Annotated in this window: 16 protein-coding genes; 10 read left to right on the forward strand and 6 right to left on the reverse strand. The window is 67.5% G+C overall.

Features of this window, described 5'->3' with window-relative positions:
* Window positions 1–121 precede the first annotated feature (121 nt).
* The 8 genes from argB (at window position 122) to WS96_RS04805 (ending at window position 10,271) form a co-directional block, all read left to right on the forward strand.
* The gene (argB, locus tag WS96_RS04770; RefSeq protein ID WP_006490510.1) at window positions 122–1,021 is read left to right on the forward strand and encodes an acetylglutamate kinase; all 900 of its coding nucleotides are present in this window, start codon (window positions 122–124) and stop codon (window positions 1,019–1,021) included.
* The gene (locus WS96_RS04775) at window positions 1,018–1,809 is read left to right on the forward strand and encodes a pyrimidine 5'-nucleotidase (protein WP_059830988.1); all 792 of its coding nucleotides are present in this window, start codon (window positions 1,018–1,020) and stop codon (window positions 1,807–1,809) included. The genes argB and WS96_RS04775 overlap by 4 nt, the downstream gene beginning before the upstream one ends.
* Entirely contained in the window at window positions 1,776–2,441 is a 666-nt protein-coding gene (slmA, locus tag WS96_RS04780) for a nucleoid occlusion factor SlmA (RefSeq protein ID WP_059830990.1), read from the forward strand. The genes WS96_RS04775 and slmA overlap by 34 nt, the downstream gene beginning before the upstream one ends.
* Window positions 2,442–2,707: 266 nt before the next feature.
* Window positions 2,708–5,626, forward strand: coding sequence for an autotransporter family protein (locus WS96_RS04785; protein WP_156443575.1), 2,919 nt, complete (start codon window positions 2,708–2,710; stop codon window positions 5,624–5,626).
* A 314-nt stretch (window positions 5,627–5,940) separates the two neighbouring features.
* Entirely contained in the window at window positions 5,941–7,086 is a 1,146-nt protein-coding gene (gene metX, locus WS96_RS04790) for a homoserine O-succinyltransferase MetX (RefSeq protein WP_034208676.1), read from the forward strand.
* Window positions 7,083–7,691 carry a methionine biosynthesis protein MetW gene (gene metW / locus WS96_RS04795; protein WP_034208677.1) on the forward strand — a complete coding sequence of 203 codons (609 nt, stop codon included), beginning with the start codon at window positions 7,083–7,085 and terminating at the stop codon, window positions 7,689–7,691. The genes metX and metW overlap by 4 nt, the downstream gene beginning before the upstream one ends.
* A 116-nt stretch (window positions 7,692–7,807) precedes the next feature.
* On the forward strand, window positions 7,808–9,229 hold the full coding sequence (locus WS96_RS04800) for an AmpG family muropeptide MFS transporter (protein ID WP_059830991.1): 1,422 nt from the start codon (window positions 7,808–7,810) through the stop codon (window positions 9,227–9,229).
* Window positions 9,219–10,271 carry a M48 family metallopeptidase gene (locus WS96_RS04805; protein ID WP_059830993.1) on the forward strand — a complete coding sequence of 351 codons (1,053 nt, stop codon included), beginning with the start codon at window positions 9,219–9,221 and terminating at the stop codon, window positions 10,269–10,271. Before WS96_RS04800 ends, WS96_RS04805 begins: the two co-directional genes overlap by 11 nt.
* A 23-nt stretch (window positions 10,272–10,294) precedes the next feature.
* Here WS96_RS04805 and WS96_RS04810 read toward each other — a convergent pair whose 3' ends face one another.
* Window positions 10,295–11,239 carry an AraC family transcriptional regulator gene (locus WS96_RS04810; protein WP_059831073.1) on the reverse strand — a complete coding sequence of 315 codons (945 nt, stop codon included), beginning with the start codon at window positions 11,237–11,239 and terminating at the stop codon, window positions 10,295–10,297.
* A 227-nt stretch (window positions 11,240–11,466) separates the two neighbouring features.
* Between WS96_RS04810 and WS96_RS04815 the strand changes: the two genes are divergently transcribed.
* Entirely contained in the window at window positions 11,467–12,519 is a 1,053-nt protein-coding gene (locus WS96_RS04815) for an NAD(P)-dependent alcohol dehydrogenase (RefSeq protein ID WP_034208680.1), read from the forward strand.
* 108 nt (window positions 12,520–12,627) lie between these two features.
* Here the strand turns inward: WS96_RS04815 and WS96_RS04820 are convergent, their stop codons facing one another.
* The 5 genes from WS96_RS04820 to gatC all read right to left on the reverse strand — a co-directional run bounded on the left by WS96_RS04820 (window position 12,628) and on the right by gatC (window position 17,740).
* Window positions 12,628–13,401, reverse strand: a complete 774-nt coding sequence (locus tag WS96_RS04820) for an exodeoxyribonuclease III (protein ID WP_006494378.1) — start codon at window positions 13,399–13,401, stop codon at window positions 12,628–12,630.
* 41 nt (window positions 13,402–13,442) lie between these two features.
* Window positions 13,443–14,282: a polyphosphate kinase 2 family protein gene (locus WS96_RS04825; RefSeq protein WP_034208682.1), complete on the reverse strand. Its 840-nt coding sequence runs from the start codon at window positions 14,280–14,282 to the stop codon at window positions 13,443–13,445.
* 118 nt (window positions 14,283–14,400) lie between these two features.
* A complete protein-coding gene (gene gatB / locus WS96_RS04830) occupies window positions 14,401–15,876 on the reverse strand; it encodes an Asp-tRNA(Asn)/Glu-tRNA(Gln) amidotransferase subunit GatB (RefSeq protein WP_059830994.1) in 1,476 nt (491 codons plus the stop codon).
* A gap of 4 nt (window positions 15,877–15,880) precedes the next feature.
* Window positions 15,881–17,371 (reverse strand): Asp-tRNA(Asn)/Glu-tRNA(Gln) amidotransferase subunit GatA, encoded by a 1,491-nt coding sequence (gatA, locus tag WS96_RS04835; protein WP_059830996.1) that lies wholly within the window; start codon window positions 17,369–17,371, stop codon window positions 15,881–15,883.
* 69 nt (window positions 17,372–17,440) lie between these two features.
* Complete coding sequence (gatC, locus tag WS96_RS04840) at window positions 17,441–17,740, reverse strand: Asp-tRNA(Asn)/Glu-tRNA(Gln) amidotransferase subunit GatC (protein ID WP_006485929.1); 300 nt, start codon at window positions 17,738–17,740, stop codon at window positions 17,441–17,443.
* A 367-nt stretch (window positions 17,741–18,107) separates the two neighbouring features.
* Between gatC and WS96_RS04845 the strand changes: the two genes are divergently transcribed.
* Window positions 18,108–19,151, forward strand: coding sequence for a rod shape-determining protein (locus WS96_RS04845; protein WP_004189550.1), 1,044 nt, complete (start codon window positions 18,108–18,110; stop codon window positions 19,149–19,151).
* Window positions 19,152–19,197: the final 46 nt, after the last annotated feature.

Here is a 19,197-nt window from a genome sequence, read left to right on the forward strand (position 1 = left end):
CGCCGCGTGCGATGCCGCGCCGCGCCGCCGGTGTTCCGGCCGGCCCAAAAACCCGATGCTGCGCTGCGCCACTCCTGTACAATTCGCCCTGTTTCAACCGTTCCCAGCCAGAGCCGCCGCCATGTCCGAGCCCATCGACCTCTCGCAGATCGCCCCCACGCTGAAAGCAGAAATCCTCGCGGAGGCGCTGCCGTACATCCGTCGCTACCACGGCAAGACCGTGGTCATCAAATACGGCGGCAACGCGATGACGGAAGAGCGGCTCAAGCAGGGCTTCGCGCGCGACGTGATCCTGCTGAAACTGGTCGGCATCAACCCGGTGATCGTCCACGGCGGCGGCCCGCAGATCGATCACGCGCTGAAGAAGATCGGCAAGGCCGGCACCTTCATCCAGGGCATGCGCGTCACCGACGAAGAGACGATGGAAGTCGTCGAATGGGTGCTCGGCGGCGAAGTGCAGCAGGACATCGTGATGCTGATCAACCACTTCGGCGGCCACGCGGTGGGCCTCACGGGCAAGGACGGCGGCCTGATCCACGCGCGCAAGCTGCTGATGCCGGATCGCGACAACCCGGGCCAGTACATCGACATCGGCCAGGTCGGCGAAGTCGAGGCGATCAACCCGGCGGTCGTGAAGGCGCTGCAGGACGACGCGTTCATTCCGGTGATCTCGCCGATCGGCTTCGGCGAAGACGGCCTGTCGTACAACATCAACGCCGATCTCGTCGCGGGCAAGCTCGCGACCGTGCTGAACGCCGAGAAGCTGCTGATGATGACCAACATCCCGGGCGTGATGGACAAGGACGGCAACCTGCTGACCGATCTGTCCGCGCGCGAGATCGACGCGCTGTTCGAGGACGGCACGATCTCCGGCGGCATGCTGCCGAAGATCTCGTCGGCGCTCGACGCCGCGAAGAGCGGCGTGAAGTCGGTGCACATCGTCGACGGCCGGATCGAGCATTCGGTGCTGCTGGAAATCCTGACCGAGCAGCCGTTCGGCACGATGATCCGCTCGCATTGAGCGCGCGCCGCCCGCCTGCCAGCCCCCACCTGCCGGCGTCGCTGCGACGCCGGCGCATCTCGCGCCACCGGCCGCGCGCCGGCGCGCCGGTCTGGCTGTTCGATCTCGACAACACGCTTCATCACGCGTCGCACGCGATCTTTCCCGAGATCAATCGCGCGATGACGCAATACATCGTCGACGCGCTGCAGGTCGAGCGCGCCGAAGCCGATCGCCTGCGCAACGGCTACACCGAGCGCTACGGCGCCGCGCTGCTCGGCCTCACCCGTCATCACCCGATCGACCCGCACGACTTCCTGCGCGTGGTCCACACGTTTTCCGACCTGCCCGCGATGGTGCGCGCCGAGCGCGGCCTCGCGCGCATCGTCGCCGCGCTGCCGGGTCGCAAGCTGGTGCTGACCAACGCGCCGGAGAACTACGCGCGCGCGGTGCTGCGCGAGCTGCGCATCGAGCGGCTGTTCGAGCGCGTGATCGCGATCGAGCACATGCGCGACCGCCGTGCGTGGCGCGCGAAGCCCGATCACACGATGCTGCGCCGGATACTGCGCGCCGCGCATGCGCGTGCGGCCGACGCGATCCTCGTCGAGGATACCCGCAGCCACTTGAAGCACTACAAGCGCCTCGGCATCGGCACGGTATGGATCACGGGCCACCTGCCGAGCCATTTGCCGAACACCGGCCGCCCGCATTACGTCGACCAGCGCATTCGTTCGTTAAAATCGCTGCGACTGGGCACTCGATCGGGGCGACAAAAATGCAGCCGACTCACCCGCAGGACCAAGCCGTAACGGAAAGCCACGCCACGCCGTCCCGCCCGCGCCCGAAGCCGGGCGAGCGCCGCGTCATGATCCTGCAGACGCTCGCGACCATGCTCGAGGCGCCGAAACCCGAAAAAATCACGACGGCCGCGCTCGCGGCCCGGCTCGACGTGTCGGAAGCCGCGCTGTACCGGCATTTCCCCAGCAAGGCGAAGATGTACGAGGGGCTGATCGAGTTCATCGAGCAGTCGCTGTTCGGGCTCGTCAACCAGATCGTCGCGAAGGAGCCGAACGGCGTGCTGCAGGCGCGCACGATCGCATTGACGATGCTCAATTTCGCCACGAAGAACCCCGGGATGACGCGCGTGCTGACCGGCGAGGCGCTGGTCGGCGAGGACGAGCGCCTGACCGAACGCGTGAACCAGTTGCTCGACCGCATCGAGGCGACGATCAAGCAATGCCTGCGCGTCGCGCGCACGGAAGCGAATGCGCCGCAGGACGGCGCAACACCGTTCGTGCTGCCGGCCGACTACGATCCCGCGGCTCGCGCGAATCTGCTCGTCAGTTACGTGATCGGCCGGTGGCACCGTTTCGCGAAGGGCGGATTTCAGAAACCGCCGAGCGAACAGGCCGATGCGCATTTGCGGCTGATCCTGCAGTGACCGGCGTCTGACGCGCGCAGCGCCGCTCGCGGCCCGCCGCTGCGCCGGGCACATCGTAATTCGAACTCGTCCAATTTCGCATTCGGCCCAATCACGCTAATTTTCACCCGTTCAAAAATACAACGGGAGCAAACAGCGTGTATCGCGAGTTTCAGCATTTTCAAACGTCCCCTGGCAGACGGTGCGAAGGGGCCGGGCCGCGCCATGCGCTGCCGTCCACGCGCGCAACGCAGCTCGCGCGTGTCGCTCTGCTTGCCGGTGCGATCATGCCGTGGCCGTCGTCCGCGCAGATCACGAACGGCGGCGCGCAACGCGCGGACGGTGTCGCACTCGAGGTGGCCCCCGGCGACTATTCGACGACCGACTACGGCAGGCCGGTATTCTCCGCCGTCAACGGCGGCGTGCTCGCCACCACCGGCAAGACGCGCCTGTTCTCGACCGGCGCTTCGTCGGCGGGCGCCTCCGTCACCGGCGACGGCTCGCGCATCGCGCTGCGCGACATCGAAATCCGGACGCGCGGTTTCCTCGCGACCGGCATCGACGCCCGCCTCGGCGGCAGCGCGACCGCCGAGAACGTTTCGATCGACACCGACGGAAAGAATGCGCACGGCGTCTACCTCGACGTCAGCGGCAGCCGCGTCGACATTGCCGGCAGCGCCATCGTCACGCGCGGCCGCGAAGCGCACGGCATCGCGGTGAACTTCGCGCCGGGCGCCGTCGTGAACGCCACGGACACGCTGATCCGTACCGGCGGCGACTTCGCTTACGGCACGTTCGTCAGCTACGACGACATTCGCGCGACGCTCGCTCACGTCGACGTCCGGACGAGCGGCGACTATGCGTCCGCGCTGTTCATCCCCGGCGCGTCGTCCGTCACGTACAGCGACGCGCGTCTGAACACCGAGGGCAACGTCGCGCTCGGTGTCGACACGCGGCAAGGCCAGGTCGACCTCGTGCGCACGCGTGTGCACACGCAAGGCGTCAGCGCGCATGGGCTGTATGCATCGAAGGAAGGCGTCGACGCGCCGATCGTGCGCGCAAGCGACACCGACGTGACGACCACCGGCGACCGTGCTATCGGCGCCGTCGCACGGCTCGGCGGCCAGATCGCCGTCAGTCGCGGCGCGATCGCGACGAGCGGCGAACGCGCATATGGCGTGCTCGCCAGCGGCGCCGGCTCCGTGGCAGCGCTCACGGACGCAACGGTCACGACGAGCGGCGTCGGCGGCACGGCGCTCCGGGCAACCGCCAACGGCACGATCGACCTGTCGCACGCCGACGTACGAACGACCGGTACGGGCGCGTCGGCCGCGAGCGTCCATGGCGGCATGCTGACGGCCGATGACAGCACGCTCGTCAGCGGTCGGCACGGCGCGATCGAAGCATCGGATGCGATCATCTCGCTGCGCAACGGCACGCGCGTCACGGGCGGCAACGGCACGCTGCTGTCGGTGAACGCGGCGTCCGGCGCCCCCGTGCATCTGACGCTCGACACGGGCGCGCAGGCCGACGGCGACATCGTGAATCTTCCGACCGACGACGGCAGCGCGACGCACGCGGTCACCGACGTCGCGCTGTCCCGCGCCGCCGTGTGGGCCGGCGCAACCGACGCGGTGCGCGCACTGTCGCTCGACGCCGGCAGCCGCTGGTCCGTCACCGGCGACTCGACGGTCGGTTCCGTCGCGCTGAACGACTCGACGATCGCGTTCACGGCACCGCCCGCCGCCGGCGCGCCGCGCACGCTCGTCGTCACCGGCGACTACGCGGCGCACAACGGCAAGCTGCTGATCCATACGACGCTGCGCGACGATACGTCGCCGACCGACCGCCTCGTGATCGACGGCGGTCACGCATCGGGCAACACGGACATCATCGTGAAGCGGGCCGGCGGCGACGGCGCGCAAACGACGATCGGCATCCCGGTCGTCGAAACCCGTAACGGCGGCACGACGGAAGCGTCGGCATTCGCACTCGATGCGGCATCGGATGGCTATCGGCAGGGTTTCGGCACGCTGTCGGCCGGCGGCTACGACTACATGCTCGCGCGCGGCGGCCATGGCGGCCACGCGGAAGACTGGTACCTCGTTTCGGCCGCGAAGCCCGAGCCGCCTCGGCCGCCGGAGCCGCCCGTGCCGCCGGCACCGCCGGGGGAGAGCGGCGGCAATGACGGCAACTCGCCGAACCTCCCGGGGACGACACCGCCCCCGCCCTCCAGTGCCGTCGCACCGGAACCCGATGCGTATCTGGCGAACGCCGACGCGGCTGCGATGATGGCGATCCACAGCCTGCATCAACGCGAGGACCGCACGCTGCGCACCACCGGCTCGACGTCGGGCCCGCTCGACGGCGCAGTGTGGGTGCGCGCCGAAGGCCAGTTCACGTCGATGTCGGGTGGCGCGCGCAGCGTGTCGGGCAACGGCCGCCTGATCCACGCGGGCGCCGACCTGTTCCGTTTCGACGACGGCCGCGGCGGCAGCGTGCGCGTCGGCGCGATGGGCATGTACGCCAGCCAGACGAGCTGGTCGACCCGTCCGCTGTGGAATGCGGTGGAGCACCGCATGGCCGACGCCACCGCGCGCGGCAGCGTCGCGGGCTACAACGTCGGGCTGTACGGCACGTGGTACGGCAATCGCGACATCCTGTCCGGCCCCTACGTCGATACGTGGTTCATGTACGGCGCGTACGCGAACAGCGTCGGCGGCAGTCTCGCCGGGGATTCGTACCGTTCGCGCACCGTGACGGGATCGGTCGAGACCGGCTATTCGATCCCGTTCTACGAACGCGGCGATACGCGGTTCTTCGTCGAGCCCGAGGCGCAACTCGTCGTGTCCGACTATCACGCGGCCGCGCACGACACACCGGGCGGCCGTCTCGACGGGCAGGGCTCGACCGACGTGCTGACCCGGCTCGGCGTACGCGTGCACGGTGTAACCGCGATGCCGTCCGGGCGCGAGTTGCGGCCGTTCATCGAGGCGAACTGGTGGCATGGCCCCGGCTCGCGATCGCTGACGCTCGATCGCAACGCGTTCTCGTTCAGTGTGCCGCGCGACCGGGCGGCGTTCCGGATCGGCGCGACGGGCCAGTTGTCGAAACGCTTCGCGATCTCGGCCGGGCTCGGCGTGGAAGCGAACCTGTCCGACTATGCGGTGGTCAAGGGCGAGCTGGCGGCGAAGTACCGCTGGTGACGCGGTACGGTTCGGCGTCCCGCTTCATGCCGGCGGCCCGGCGTCGACACCGGGCCGATGAGCGCCCCTCACCCGCCCGAATCGGCGTTCCGCGCAATTTCCGCTATACTTTGCCGACTTGCCGCCCGGTGGCGGCAGGTCGGAAGCGCGCCGATTTGCTGACTCGATTGCGGGCGCGCGAACCGGCCGGGGCCTTGGTTTCGTCTTCGTCCCGGCGGTTCACTACAAATGCGGCTAAAGAGGTCGTCAGCCGCGCATCTCCGACTCCGCGCCTCGCCGACACCGTTTAGCCGCCCAGTCATAAGGCGGAACGAATGGAATCGATCGGCATCGTCGCTCCACAGACCATGCATTTCGCCGAACCGCTGCGCTTGCAAAGCGGCAGCGCGCTCGGCAACTATCAACTCGTCGTCGAAACGTACGGCGAGCTCAATGCCGCGCGCTCGAACGCGGTGCTCGTCTGCCACGCGCTGAACGCGTCGCATCACGTCGCCGGCGTCTACGCGGACGATCCGCGCAGCACCGGCTGGTGGGACAACATGGTCGGCCCCGGCAAACCGCTCGACACCAACCGCTTCTTCGTGATCGGCGTGAACAACCTCGGCTCGTGTTTCGGCTCGACCGGCCCGATGAGCATCGATCCGTCGACCGGCAAGCCGTACGGCGCGCGCTTTCCGGTCGTCACCGTCGAGGACTGGGTACACGCGCAGGCGCGCGTCGCCGATGCGTTCGGCATTGAGCGCTTCGCCGCGGTGATGGGCGGCAGCCTCGGCGGGATGCAGGCGCTCGCATGGAGCCTGATGTATCCGGAGCGCGTCGCGCACTGCATCGACATCGCGTCGACGCCGAAGCTGTCCGCGCAGAACATCGCGTTCAACGAAGTCGCGCGCTCGGCGATCCTGTCCGATCCCGATTTCCACGGCGGCGACTACTACGCGCACGACGTGAAGCCGAAGCGCGGCCTGCGCGTCGCGCGGATGATCGGTCATATCACCTACCTGTCGGACGACGACATGGCCGAGAAATTCGGCCGCGCGCTGCGCCGTGCGGACGGCGCGCTCGACGCGTACAACTTCAGCTTCGACGTCGAATTCGAGGTCGAGTCGTACCTGCGCTACCAGGGCGACAAGTTCGCCGACTACTTCGACGCGAACACCTACCTGCTGATCACGCGCGCGCTCGATTACTTCGACCCGGCGAAGGCGTTCGACGGCAACCTGACGGCCGCGCTCGCGCACACGCAGGCGAAATACCTGATCGCGAGCTTCTCGACCGACTGGCGCTTCGCGCCGGCGCGCTCGCGCGAGATCGTGAAGGCGCTGCTCGACAACAAGCGCACGGTCAGCTACGCGGAAATCGATGCGCCGCACGGCCACGACGCGTTCCTGCTCGACGACGCGCGCTATCACAACCTGATCCGTGCGTATTACGAACGAATCGCCCTCGAGGTGGGAGCATGAACCAGCAAGCGCTGAATTCCCTGTCCGCGCGCGCGGACTTCCGCACGATCGCCCGCTGGGTCGAGCCGCGCTCGACCGTGCTCGATCTCGGCTGCGGCGACGGCTCGCTGCTGGCGCTGCTGATGGAGGAGCTGGACGTCACCGGCTACGGCATCGAGCTGAACGACGCGGGCGTGCTCGCAAGCGCGAAGAACGGCATCAACGTGATCCAGCAGAACCTCGAGGACGGCCTGCGCCTGTTCGAGGATCACAGCTTCGACATCGCGATCCTGTCGCAGACGCTGCAGACGATCCACCAGACGGCCGCGATCCTGCGCGAAACGGCGCGCGTCGGCCGCGAGTGCATCGTGTCGTTCCCGAACTTCGGCTACTGGTCGCACCGGCTGTCGGTGCTGCAGGGCCGCATGCCGGTGTCGAAATCGCTGCCGTACCAGTGGCACAACACGCCGAACGTGCGGGTGCTGACGATCAAGGATTTCGAGGCGCTCGCGCCCGAGGTCGGCGTCACGATCCTCGACCGCGTCGTGCTGCACGAAGGCCAGCCGATTCGATGGGGAGCGAACTGGCGTGGTAGTCTTGCTGTCTATCGCGTCAAGCGCAGCTGAGCCGGGGAGCCGTTGACGGAAGATCCGGCCCGCCCGCGTGCGCGGCCGCCCCTCCTGCGCCGTCCGCGCCGCCTGCGCTGCCGCCGCCATCAGTCAACGCTACCCAGTTCCATTCCATGTCGAAAACGCCACACGAGGCGCCCGCACTCACCGCTCACGAGGATCACCCCGGCTGGCGCGCCTATCTGAACACGCACATGCTGATCTGCGTGTTCCTGGGCTTCACGTCGGGGCTGCCCCTCTTCACGCTCGTCTACCTCGTGCAGGCATGGCTGCGCTCCGAGGGCGTGAACCTGAAGGAAATCGGCCTGTTCGCGCTGATCCAGTTCCCGTATACGTGGAAGTTCCTGTGGGCGCCGCTGATGGACCGCTACGTCCCGCGCCTGCCCGGCTGGCGGCCGGGCCGCCGGCGCGGCTGGCTGCTGCTCACGCAGTTGCTGGTCGCGGGCGCGATCGCCGCGCTCGGCTTCGTGTCGCCGCGCGACTCGATCTGGACGGTCGCCGCGCTCACGACGCTCGTCGCGTTCTTCGGCGCAAGCGCCGACATCGTGATCGACGCGTATCGCCGCGAGCTGCTGCGCGACACCGAGCAGGGCCTCGGCAACGCGGTGCACGTGAACGCATACAAGCTCGCCGCGCTGATCCCCGGCTCGCTCGCGCTGATCCTGTCGGACCATCTGCCGTGGGACGCCGTGTTCGCGATCACCGGCGCGTTCATGCTGCCGGGCATCCTGATGACGCTCGTCGTGCGCGAGCCGGAAGTGGTCGGCGCACCGCCGCGCAACCTGCGCGATGCGATCGTGCTGCCGTTCCGCGAATTCATCCAGCGCGACGGCTGGGCCGGCGCGCTGCTCGTCATCGCGTTCATCTTCCTGTTCAAGATCGGCGACACGATGGCCACCACGCTGTCGACGTCGTTCTTCCTCGACATCGGCTTCACGCGCACCGAGATCGGCATCGTCGCGAAGACCACCGCGCTCGTCGCGAGCGTCGCCGGCGGCATCATCGGCGGCATCTGGCTCGTGAGGATCGGCATCGGCCGCGGGCTGTGGATCTTCGGCGCGCTGCAGATGGTGTCGACACTCGGCTTCGCATGGCTCGCGCAGCTCGGCCCCGGCTCGCCGGCGCTCGCGGTGCTGTACGACTTCACGGTGTCGACGAGCCACGCGATCGCGGCCGCGCTGTCGGTGTTCGGTATCGCCGTCACGCCGCAATTCAGCCCGATGACGGTCGCGCTCGCGATCGTCTACGGCTTCGAAACCTTCACGACCGGCCTGACGATGGCCGCGTTCGTCGCATACATCGCGAGCACGACCGACCCGCGCTACACGGCCACGCAGTTCGCGCTGTTCACGAGCCTCGCGTCGGTGCCGCGCACGCTCGCGTCGGCCGCGAGCGGCTTCGTCGTCGCGAAGATCGGCTGGTTCGACTACTTCATCGTGTGTACCGCGCTTGCGATTCCCGGCATGCTGCTGCTGTTCAGGATCGCGCCGTGGAACGGCACCGCACGCAACGGCGAGGCGAGCCGTGCGCGGTAACCGCCTGCATCGTCTCGCACACGCGGCGGCTTCGCTGAGCGTCGGCGCCGCGGCACTCGCCGCGACGCTCGCGCACGCGACCGACACCGGCGCGACGGCAGCGGGCTCCGCACCGGTCGCGGCGCAGGCGGCACCGCCCGCCGCCGCCACGTCCGCCGCGCCCGTTCCGCAGTCCGCCGCGGAAGGCGCGCAGCCGACCGGCGCCGCGGTGCCGGCGAAAGCCTATACGCCGACGCCGCAGCAGGTCCGCTACGGCAACGCGATCGCGTTCCGCACGCTGATCCCGTCGCCGCTGCTCGAACAGCTCACCGCGAACGAATACGCGCAGATCGTGCAGGCGGCCGCCGACAGCAATCGTCTGCTGCCCGCGAACCAGCCGCGCGTGAAGCGGCTGCGCGCGATCGTCGCGAAGCTCGCGCCGTATTCGGTGAAGTGGAACGACCGCGTGAAAAGCTGGGCGTGGGACGTCAACGCGATCCGCTCGCGCGACATCCGCCTGACCTGTCTGCCGGGCGGCAAGGTGCTCGTGTACGGCGGCATGCTCGAGCGCGTGCGCCTGAACGACGACGAGCTCGGCGTGCTGCTCGCGCACGGCATCGCGCATGCGCTGCGCGAACACGCGCGCAGCAATTTCAGCATGACCTCGCAGACGTCGCTGCGCGCGGCCGCGCTGCCGCCGCTGTTCGGCGTCGGCGATCCGCTGCCGCAGGCGCTGAACCTCGGCGAGCGCCTGCAGTCGCTCCACTACGATCCGACCGACGAGACCGAGGCCGACGTGATCGGCGGCGACATCGCCGCACGCGCGGGCTTCGATCCGCGCGCGGCGATCACGCTGTGGGACAAGCTCGCGGTCGCGACGCGCGCGAACAAGGCGTCGGGCTTCATCTACACGCACCCGTACAGCAGCGCCCGCCGCCAGGATCTGCTGAACCGGCTGCCGGACCTGATGCCGCTGTACGCGAAGGCGACGGGCAAACGCGTCGAATCGCTGCCCGACTACGCGGGCATCAGCGCCCAGCGGCGCAAGATCGTGCGGCGCTGAGCCGCCGCGCGAAACGGCGGACGCTACGCGTCCACGTCGGCCATCGCCGGGCGCACCCCGCTGTCGCGCATCCAGCGCACTTCGTCTCCGGGGCTGCGGCCGAACAGCCGCTTGAACTCGCGGCTGAACTGCGACGCGCTCGCATAGCCGACCCGCGCGGCCGCCGCGCCCGCACCGACACCGTCCTGCACCATCATCAGCCGCGCCTGGTGCAGCCGCGCGGCCTTCACGTACTGCATCGGCGACGTCGCCGTCACGTGCTTGAACTGCGCGTGGAACACCGCGACGCTCATCCCGGCCTCGCGCGCGAGCGTCTCGACGTCGAGATCGGCCTTCAGGTCCGCATGGATGCGGCGCAGCGCCTTCGCGACGCGGCCGAAATGATGCTGCTGGACGAGCGCCGCACGAATCGCATCGCCCTGCGCGCCGGTCAGCACGCGGTACGCGATCTCGCGCATGATCGCGGGCCCGAGCACGCGCGTGTCGTGCGGCGACGCGAGTGTTTCGAGCAGGCGCACCACCGCGTCGGCGAGCGGCGCATCGAGCGGCGTCGAATAGACGCCGTGCGGCTCGCTGACCGCGGCACCGAGCGTCTCGTCGAGGAGGATCGCGAGTTCGGCGATCACCGCGAGATCGACGCGGATCGAGATCGCGAGAAACGGCTCGTCCAGGGTCGCGAAGGTTTCGCACTCGAACGGCAGCGGCACCGACAGCACCAGATACTGCTGCGCGTCGTAGACGAACGAGCGATCGCCGAGATAACCGAGCTTGCGGCCCTGGCACACGACGACGATGCTCGGTTCGTACAGTACCGGCATGCGCGGCACCGGACGGCTCACACGAATGAAGCGCACGCCGTCGAGCGCCGCCAGCGTATCGCCTTCATTCGGCGCGAGACGCGAATGCAGCTCGATCATGCGGCACCGCACACGGTCGCCCGAGTCGTCGAAAAGGGGCTGGAAGCTCATCGGCGTCGTCCTGTCGTGCAAGAGAATCTGGCTTGCAATGTAGCACCGCGAACGTATTTTGACGGCTGTTCGCGGGCAATTCGAGAGGAATAGGCAAATCTTCCAGACCTTCGGGTATTTCACCGCGGCGGTGCGCTCCTTACGATAGGCACCTGTCTCGCCGCATCGCCACACGATGCGACGGCAGTCTGTTTCGCCGGATCTTTTCCGGACAAGGAGCCCACCGCATGAGCACAACCTATGCCTACGCGGCGACGGATTCGCAGTCGCCGCTCGCCCCGTTCGAATTCCAGCGTCGCGCGCTGCGCGACCTCGACGTCCAGATCGACGTCCTCTATTGCGGCGTCTGCCACTCGGATCTTCATCAGGCGCGCAACGAATGGCGCAACACGATCTATCCGGTCGTGCCGGGCCATGAAATCGTCGGCCGCGTGACCGCGACCGGCCCGCAGGTGTCGCGCTTCAAGGTCGGCGAGCTGGTCGGCGTCGGCTGCCTCGTCGATTCGTGCCGCACCTGCGCGAGCTGCGCGGAAGGTCTCGAACAGTATTGCGAGAACGGCTTCGTCGGCACCTACAACGGCCAGGATCGCGTCACCGGCGACATCACGTACGGCGGCTATTCGACGCAGCTCGTCGTCGACGAGGCGTTCGTGCTGCGCGTGCCGGACACGCTCGACCCGGCCGGCGCCGCGCCGCTGCTGTGCGCGGGGATCACGACCTACTCGCCGCTGCGGCAGTGGAACGTCGGCCCCGGCAAGAAGGTCGGGATCGTCGGTCTCGGCGGCCTCGGCCACATGGGCGTGAAGCTGGCGCGCGCGATGGGCGCGCACGTCGTGCTGTTCACGACGTCGCCGTCGAAGATCGAGGACGGCAAGCGGCTCGGCGCGCATGAAGTGGTGATCTCGAAGGACGAGGCGCAGATGAACGCGCATCTGAACAGCTTCGACTTCATCCTGAACACGGTCGCCGCGCAGCACGACCTGAATCCGTTCCTGCACCTGCTGAAGCGCGACGGCACGATGACGCTGGTCGGCGCGCCGGAGCATGACCACCCGTCGCCGCAGGTGTTCAACCTGATCTTCAAGCGGCGCCGCCTCGCGGGCTCGCTGATCGGCGGCATCGCGGAAACGCAGGAAATGCTCGACTTCTGCGCGGAACACGGGATCACGTCCGACATCGAGACGATTCCGATGCAGCAGATCAACACGGCCTACGAGCGGATGCTGAAGAGCGACGTGAAGTACCGGTTCGTGATCGACATGGCGTCGTTGAAGCAGTAAGCGCCGCCCCAAGCGAAACGGGCCGCCCGTCGGAACAGGCGGCCCGTCTTTCATCCGGCGACCGGGACGACTCGCCCGGCGGCTGCGCGCGCGGCGCAACGCCGGCCATCACTTCTGGTAGTCGTAATCCACCGTCAGCGGCGCATGGTCGCTGAACTTGATGTCCTTGAAGATCGACGTGCTTTTCGCGGTACCGGCCACACCCGGGGTCGCGATCTGGTAATCGATCCGCCACCCGACGTTCTTCGCGTACGCCTGGCCGCGGTTGCTCCACCACGTGTACTGCTCGGGACGCGGGTCGAGCGTGCGGAACACGTCGACGTAGCCGACGTCGTCGAACAGCTTCGTGAGCCACTCGCGCTCCTCCGGCAAGCAGCCCGAATTCTTCTGGTTGCTCTTCCAGTTCTTGATGTCGATTTCCTTGTGGACGATGTTCACGTCGCCGCACAGGATCACCTCGCGCTTCTTCTTCAGCGCGGCGAGGTGCGGCATGAATTCGGCCATGAAGCGGTACTTCGCCTGCTGGCGCTCTTCGCCGCTCGATCCGGACGGCACGTACACCGACACGACCGACAGCTTGCCGTAGCGCGCCTCGACGTAGCGCCCTTCGGGATCGAATTCGCTGCTGCCGAAGCCGATGATCACGTCATCGGGCTCGCGGCGGCTGTACACGCCCGCGCCGCTGTACCCCTTCTTCTCGGCGTGGTGGAAATAGCTCTTGAAGCCGTGCGGCTCGACGAATTCGGCCGGCAGGTCGTCGGCCGATACCTTGATTTCCTGCACGCACACGCAATCGGCGTTCTGCTCGCCGAGCCAGTCGAAGAAGCCCTTCTTCGCGGCGGAGCGGATGCCGTTCAGGTTGGCGGTAATCACTCGCATCATGTCGGGTTCCGTTCAGTTCGATGTTTTTACAGGGTGGCAGCTTAACGGATCTTCACGCCTTCGAGCTCGGGCTTCGGCGGCGGGAATTCCAGCTTCATGTCGGTCATCGTGCGCAGCAGCAGCTCGGCGATCATCACGTTGCGGTGCGTCTTCGAATTCGCCGGGATCACGTACCACGGCGCGTGCTCGGCCGACGTCGCGGCGAGCGCGTCGCGGTACGCGGACTGGTAAGCGTCCCAGTGCTTGCGCGCGTCGAGATCGGAGATGTCGAATTTCCAGTGCTTGGTCGGATCGTCGATGCGCGCCTGCAGCCGCGCGCGCTGCTCGTCCTTCGAGATGTGCAGGAAGCACTTGACGATGGTCGTGCCGTTCTCGAACAGCATCGTCTCGAAATCGCGGATCTGCCGGTAGCGGCGCTCGCACTCCTTGTCGCCGATCGCGCCGAGCACGCGCGGCACCAGCACGTCTTCGTAGTGGCTGCGGTTGAAGATCGCGAGTTCGCCCGCCGCCGGCACCTGCGCATGCACGCGCCACAGGAAGTCGTGCGCGGCCTCGATCGGCGTCGGCGCCTTGAACGGCACGATGCGCAGGCCGAGCGGATCGACCTCGCGAAACACCGCGCGCACGGTGCCGTCCTTGCCGCTCGTGTCCATCCCCTGCAGCACGAGCAGCACGCGCTTCTTCTGCTGCGTGTGCAGGCGCTCCTGCTGCACGTCGAGCTCGGTCGACACGACCGACAGCCGTTCGCGGTCGGCTTCCTTCGAGCCGGACGAAAACGGCTTCGCGGCCGGGTCGAACGCGTCGAGCTTGAATGCGGCGGCTTCCTTCTCGCGCGTGCTGTAGGGCACGCGGAAATCGTCGAGCGACGGTTGTTTCGCCATTCGTTCCTCCGTTGGACGGTGCGATGCATACGATAACGCATCCACCAAACGCAACGGGCCGCCCCGAACTGGTTCGGAGCGGCCCGTCGTCAAGCGCGGTTCAGGCGCGCGCGCATGCTCAGCCGAGCTTCTTCTTCAGCAGTTCGTTGACCTGCTGCGGATTGGCCTTGCCCTTCGTCGCCTTCATCGCCTGGCCGATCAGCGCGTTGAACGCCTTTTCCTTGCCCGCGCGGAATTCCTCGACCGACTTCGCGTTCGCCGCGAGCACTTCGTCGATGATCGCTTCCAGCGCGCCGGTGTCCGAGATCTGCTTCAGGCCCTTCGCGTCGATGATGCGATCGGCCGCGCCGTCGTCGGTCGCCTTCTCGTCCCAGATCGTCGCGAAGATTTCCTTCGCGATCTTGTTCGAGATCGTGCCGTCGGCGATGCGCTGCAGCAACAGCGCGAGCTGCGCGGCCGACACCGGAATCGCGTCGATCTCGATGCCGTCGCGGTTCAGTTGCGACGACACGTCGCCCATCAGCCAGTTCGCGGCGATCTTCGCGTTCGCCGCGCCGGCCTTCGCGACCACCGCTTCGAAGTACGCGGCCATCGCCTTGCTCGACGTCAGCACGCCCGCGTCGTACGCGGACACGCCGTACTCGTCGACGAAGCGCTGCTGCATCGCGGCCGGCAGCTCGGGCATGCCCGACTGCACGCGCTCGATCCAGTCCTGGCCGATCACGAGCGGCATCAGGTCGGGGTCGGGGAAGTAGCGGTAATCGTGCGCGTCTTCCTTGCTGCGCATCGAACGCGTCTCGCGCTTGTCCGGATCGTACAGGCGCGTTTCCTGCACGACTTCGCCGCCGTCCTCGATCAGCTCGATCTGGCGACGCACTTCGTAGTTGATCGCTTCCTCGAGGAACCGGAACGAGTTCAGGTTCTTGATCTCGGCGCGCGTGCCGAACTTCTCCTGGCCGACCGGGCGCACCGACACGTTCGCATCGCAGCGGAACGAGCCTTCCTGCATGTTGCCGTCGCAGATGCCGAGCCACACGACGAGCCCGTGCAGCGCCTTCGCGTACGCGACGGCCTCGGCCGCGCTGCGCATTTCCGGCTCGGTGACGATCTCGAGCAGCGGCGTGCCCGCGCGGTTCAGGTCGATCCCGGTCATCCCGGCGAAGTCTTCATGCAGCGACTTGCCCGCGTCTTCCTCGAGGTGCGCGCGGGTCAGGTTGACCGTCTTCTCGTACGCGGGCTTGCCGGCCTTCTCGTTGGCGGGCACCTGGATCGTGATCGAGCCGCCCTGCACGACCGGAATCTCGTACTGGCTGATTTGATAGCCCTTCGGCAGATCGGGGTAGAAATAATTCTTGCGCGCGAAGATGCTGCGCGGCGCGATGGTCGAGCCGATCGCGAGGCCGAAGCGGATCGCCCGCTCGACCGCGCCGCGGTTCAGCACCGGCAGCACGCCCGGCAGCGCCAGGTCGACCGGGCACGCCTGCGTGTTCGGCGCGGCGCCGAACTGCGTCGACGCGCCCGAGAAAATCTTCGAGACGGTCGACAGTTGCGCGTGCGTCTCCAGACCGATAACGACTTCCCACTGAGTAGCCATGTGCTTACACCCCTGCCGGTACTTGCTTGTGCCAGTCGGTCGCGCGCTGGAACGCGTCGGCGACCTGCAGCATCCGGGCTTCGTTGAAATAGTTGCCGATGATCTGCAGACCGACCGGGCGCTTCGCGTTCGCGCCGGCGCCGAAGCCGCACGGCACGCTCATGCCGGGCAGGCCGGCGAGGCTCACCGACAGCGTGTAGATATCCGCGAGATACATCTGCACCGGATCGTCGCCCTTCGCGCCGAGATCCCATGCGACCGTCGGCGACGCCGGGCCCATGATCACGTCGCAGGACTTGAACGCTTCCTGGAAATCGTTCGCGATGATGCGGCGGATCTTCTGCGCCTGCAGGTAGTACGCGTCGTAGTAGCCGTGCGACAGCACGTAGGTGCCGACCAGGATCCGGCGCTTCACTTCAGGCCCGAAGCCTTCGGCGCGCGACTTCTTGTACATGTCGAGCAGATCGCCGTACTGCGCGGCGCGGTGACCGAAGCGCACGCCGTCGAAACGCGACAGGTTCGACGACGCCTCGGCCGGCGCGATCACGTAGTACACGGGGATCGACAGCTCCGTCTTCGGCAGCGACACCGGCACGAGCGTCGCGCCGAGCGCTTCGTATTGCTTGAGCGCCGCGTCGATCGCCGCGCGCACGTCGTCGGCGAGGCCTTCGCCGAAATACTCGTTCGGCAAGCCGATGCGCAGGCCGGCGAGCGGCTTGCCCGCGTCGTTGCCGGCCGCCCACGGCTGGCCGAGGTGGCGCGTGAAGTCCTCGTCGTCGCGCTCGAGGCTCGTCGAGTCGCGCTCGTCGAAGCCGGCCATCGCGTTCAGCAGCAGCGCGCAGTCGGACGCGCTCTGCGCCATCGGGCCGCCCTGGTCGAGCGACGACGCGAACGCGATCATCCCGTAGCGCGACACGCGGCCGTAGGTCGGCTTGATGCCCGTCACGCCCGCGAACGACGCGGGCTGGCGGATCGAGCCGCCGGTGTCGGTGCCGGTCGCGGCCGGCGCGAGGCGCGCGGCGACGGCGGCCGAGCTGCCGCCCGAGCTGCCGCCCGGCACCGCGTTCGTGTCCCACGGGTTCTTCACCGCGCCGAACGCGGAATTCTCGTTCGACGAGCCCATCGCGAACTCGTCCATGTTGGTCTTGCCGAGCGTGACCATGCCGGCCGCCTGCAGGCGGGCGACGACGGTCGCGTCGAACGGGCTCTCGTAGTTCGCGAGCATCTTCGAGCCGGCGGTCGAGCGCCAGCCGCGCGTGACGAAGACGTCCTTGTGCGCGATCGGCAGGCCGGTCAACGCGCCGCCCGCGCCGCGCGCGAGTTCGGCGTCGGCGGCTTTCGCCTGCGCGAGGGTGAGATCGGCGTCGACTTGAACGAACGCGTTCAGGTCGCGCGCGGCGTCGATCCGTTTCAGGTAGTGCTGCGCGAGCTCGACGGCCGAGCATTCCTTGGCGGCGAGCGCGGCGCGCAGTTCGGTCAGGCTTTTTGCGTGCATTGAGTGGTTTTCCTGGGAATTCTGGGTGGCGCGCGGCGTCGGGCGGCCGGCGCGCTTGTCATCGAATGCTTACTCGATCACCTTCGGCACGAGATAGAGGCCGTCCTGGACGGCCGGCGCCGGACGCTGGTTGTCGTCGCGATCGACGACTTCCGTCACGGCGTCGTCGCGCAGGCGCTGCGCGACTTCCTGGATCTGTTCGATCGGGTGGGCGAGCGGCGCGATGCCGGCGGTGTCGACCGCCTGCATCTGCTCGACGAGGCCGAAGAATTCGTTGAGCTGGCCGAGCATGTGCTCGGCGTCGGCGTCGGCCATTTCGAGTCGCGCCAGGTGCGCGATGCGTTTCACATCGGTCAGGGTCAGGGCCATGCGATCACCGGAAAAACAAGACTGCGCAGTGCGTCGAAAGCAGCACTGCGGCGGGGGGTTGGAGGGTGCGATCCCACCCTCAAAAATCGGGGCCGAAGCGGCAAAAATACCGCCCGTTTCGATTCAAATACCGAGAAATTATAAGGTATCATTACGCGTTCGACCCAAACCCGGCAGCCTTTTCCCGCACCGTTTCGCCCCTCTTCGGCAAGCCGTGCGTGCTTCGTGCGATCCCCGGTAGACATCACTCGCAGCTTCGTGCGCCGCGGCGGCCGCTTCCGCCACGCTTCCCGAGGCTGTTATTTTTTCCGCTGCCGCCCTCAGCGCTCGCTATGCAGGGCCGGCCCAGAGCGAAACAGGATTCTGAATGTTCGGTTTTTTGCGCAGCTACTTCTCCAACGATCTCGCGATCGACCTCGGCACCGCAAACACCCTGATCTACATGCGCGGCAAGGGCATCGTGCTCGATGAGCCGTCCGTCGTGTCGATCCGCCAGGAAGGCGGCCCCAACGGCAAGAAGACGATCCAGGCGGTCGGCAAGGAAGCCAAGCAGATGCTCGGCAAGGTGCCGGGCAACATCGAGGCGATCCGCCCGATGAAGGACGGCGTGATCGCCGACTTCACCGTCACCGAGCAGATGATCAAGCAGTTCATCAAGACGGCCCACGAGTCGCGCATGTTCTCGCCGTCGCCGCGCATCATCATCTGCGTGCCGTGCGGCTCGACCCAGGTCGAGCGCCGCGCGATCAAGGAAGCGGCGCACGGCGCCGGCGCGTCGCAGGTCTACCTGATCGAGGAGCCGATGGCGGCCGCGATCGGCGCGGGCCTGCCGGTGTCGGAAGCCACCGGCTCGATGGTCGTCGACATCGGCGGCGGCACGACCGAAGTCGGCGTGATCTCGCTCGGCGGCATCGTCTACAAGGGCTCGGTGCGCGTCGGCGGCGACAAGTTCGACGAGGCGATCGTCAACTACATCCGCCGCAATTACGGGATGCTGATCGGCGAGCAAACCGCCGAGGCGATCAAGAAGGAAATCGGCTCCGCGTTCCCGGGCTCCGAAGTCAAGGAAATGGAAGTGAAGGGCCGCAACCTGTCGGAAGGCATCCCGCGCAGCTTCACGATCTCCAGCAACGAAATCCTCGAAGCGCTGACCGATCCGCTGAACCAGATCGTGTCGTCGGTGAAGATCGCGCTCGAACAGACGCCGCCGGAACTCGGCGCCGACATCGCCGAACGCGGGATGATGCTGACGGGCGGCGGCGCGCTGCTGCGCGACCTCGATCGTCTGCTCGCGGAAGAAACCGGCCTGCCGGTGCTCGTCGCGGAAGATCCGCTGACCTGTGTCGTGCGCGGTTCGGGCATGGCGCTCGAGCGCATGGACAAGCTGGGCAGCATCTTCTCGTACGAGTGATCGCCGAGTGATCGCCTAGGCAGTCCCGTTTGATATGACGCACCCG

Source organism: Burkholderia sp. MSMB1835, assembly GCF_001526365.1.
GTDB lineage: Bacteria > Pseudomonadota > Gammaproteobacteria > Burkholderiales > Burkholderiaceae > Burkholderia.

Bases quoted from the DNA above. Each gene is read 5' to 3' on its own strand.
- gatA (WP_059830996.1), bottom strand. From the start codon at position 17,371: ATGCACGCAAAAAGCCTGACCGAACTGCGCGCCGCGCTCGCCGCCAAG.
- gatC (WP_006485929.1), bottom strand. From the start codon at position 17,740: ATGGCCCTGACCCTGACCGATGTGAAACGCATCGCGCACCTGGCGCGA.
- metX (WP_034208676.1), top strand. From the start codon at position 5,941: ATGGAATCGATCGGCATCGTCGCTCCACAGACCATGCATTTCGCCGAA.
- gatB (WP_059830994.1), bottom strand. From the start codon at position 15,876: ATGGCTACTCAGTGGGAAGTCGTTATCGGTCTGGAGACGCACGCGCAA.
- WS96_RS04845 (WP_004189550.1), top strand. From the start codon at position 18,108: ATGTTCGGTTTTTTGCGCAGCTACTTCTCCAACGATCTCGCGATCGAC.
- WS96_RS04810 (WP_059831073.1), bottom strand. From the start codon at position 11,239: ATGAGCTTCCAGCCCCTTTTCGACGACTCGGGCGACCGTGTGCGGTGC.
- WS96_RS04815 (WP_034208680.1), top strand. From the start codon at position 11,467: ATGAGCACAACCTATGCCTACGCGGCGACGGATTCGCAGTCGCCGCTC.
- slmA (WP_059830990.1), top strand. From the start codon at position 1,776: ATGCAGCCGACTCACCCGCAGGACCAAGCCGTAACGGAAAGCCACGCC.
- metW (WP_034208677.1), top strand. From the start codon at position 7,083: ATGAACCAGCAAGCGCTGAATTCCCTGTCCGCGCGCGCGGACTTCCGC.
- argB (WP_006490510.1), top strand. From the start codon at position 122: ATGTCCGAGCCCATCGACCTCTCGCAGATCGCCCCCACGCTGAAAGCA.
- WS96_RS04800 (WP_059830991.1), top strand. From the start codon at position 7,808: ATGTCGAAAACGCCACACGAGGCGCCCGCACTCACCGCTCACGAGGAT.
- WS96_RS04825 (WP_034208682.1), bottom strand. From the start codon at position 14,282: ATGGCGAAACAACCGTCGCTCGACGATTTCCGCGTGCCCTACAGCACG.
- WS96_RS04785 (WP_156443575.1), top strand. From the start codon at position 2,708: ATGCCGTGGCCGTCGTCCGCGCAGATCACGAACGGCGGCGCGCAACGC.
- WS96_RS04820 (WP_006494378.1), bottom strand. From the start codon at position 13,401: ATGATGCGAGTGATTACCGCCAACCTGAACGGCATCCGCTCCGCCGCG.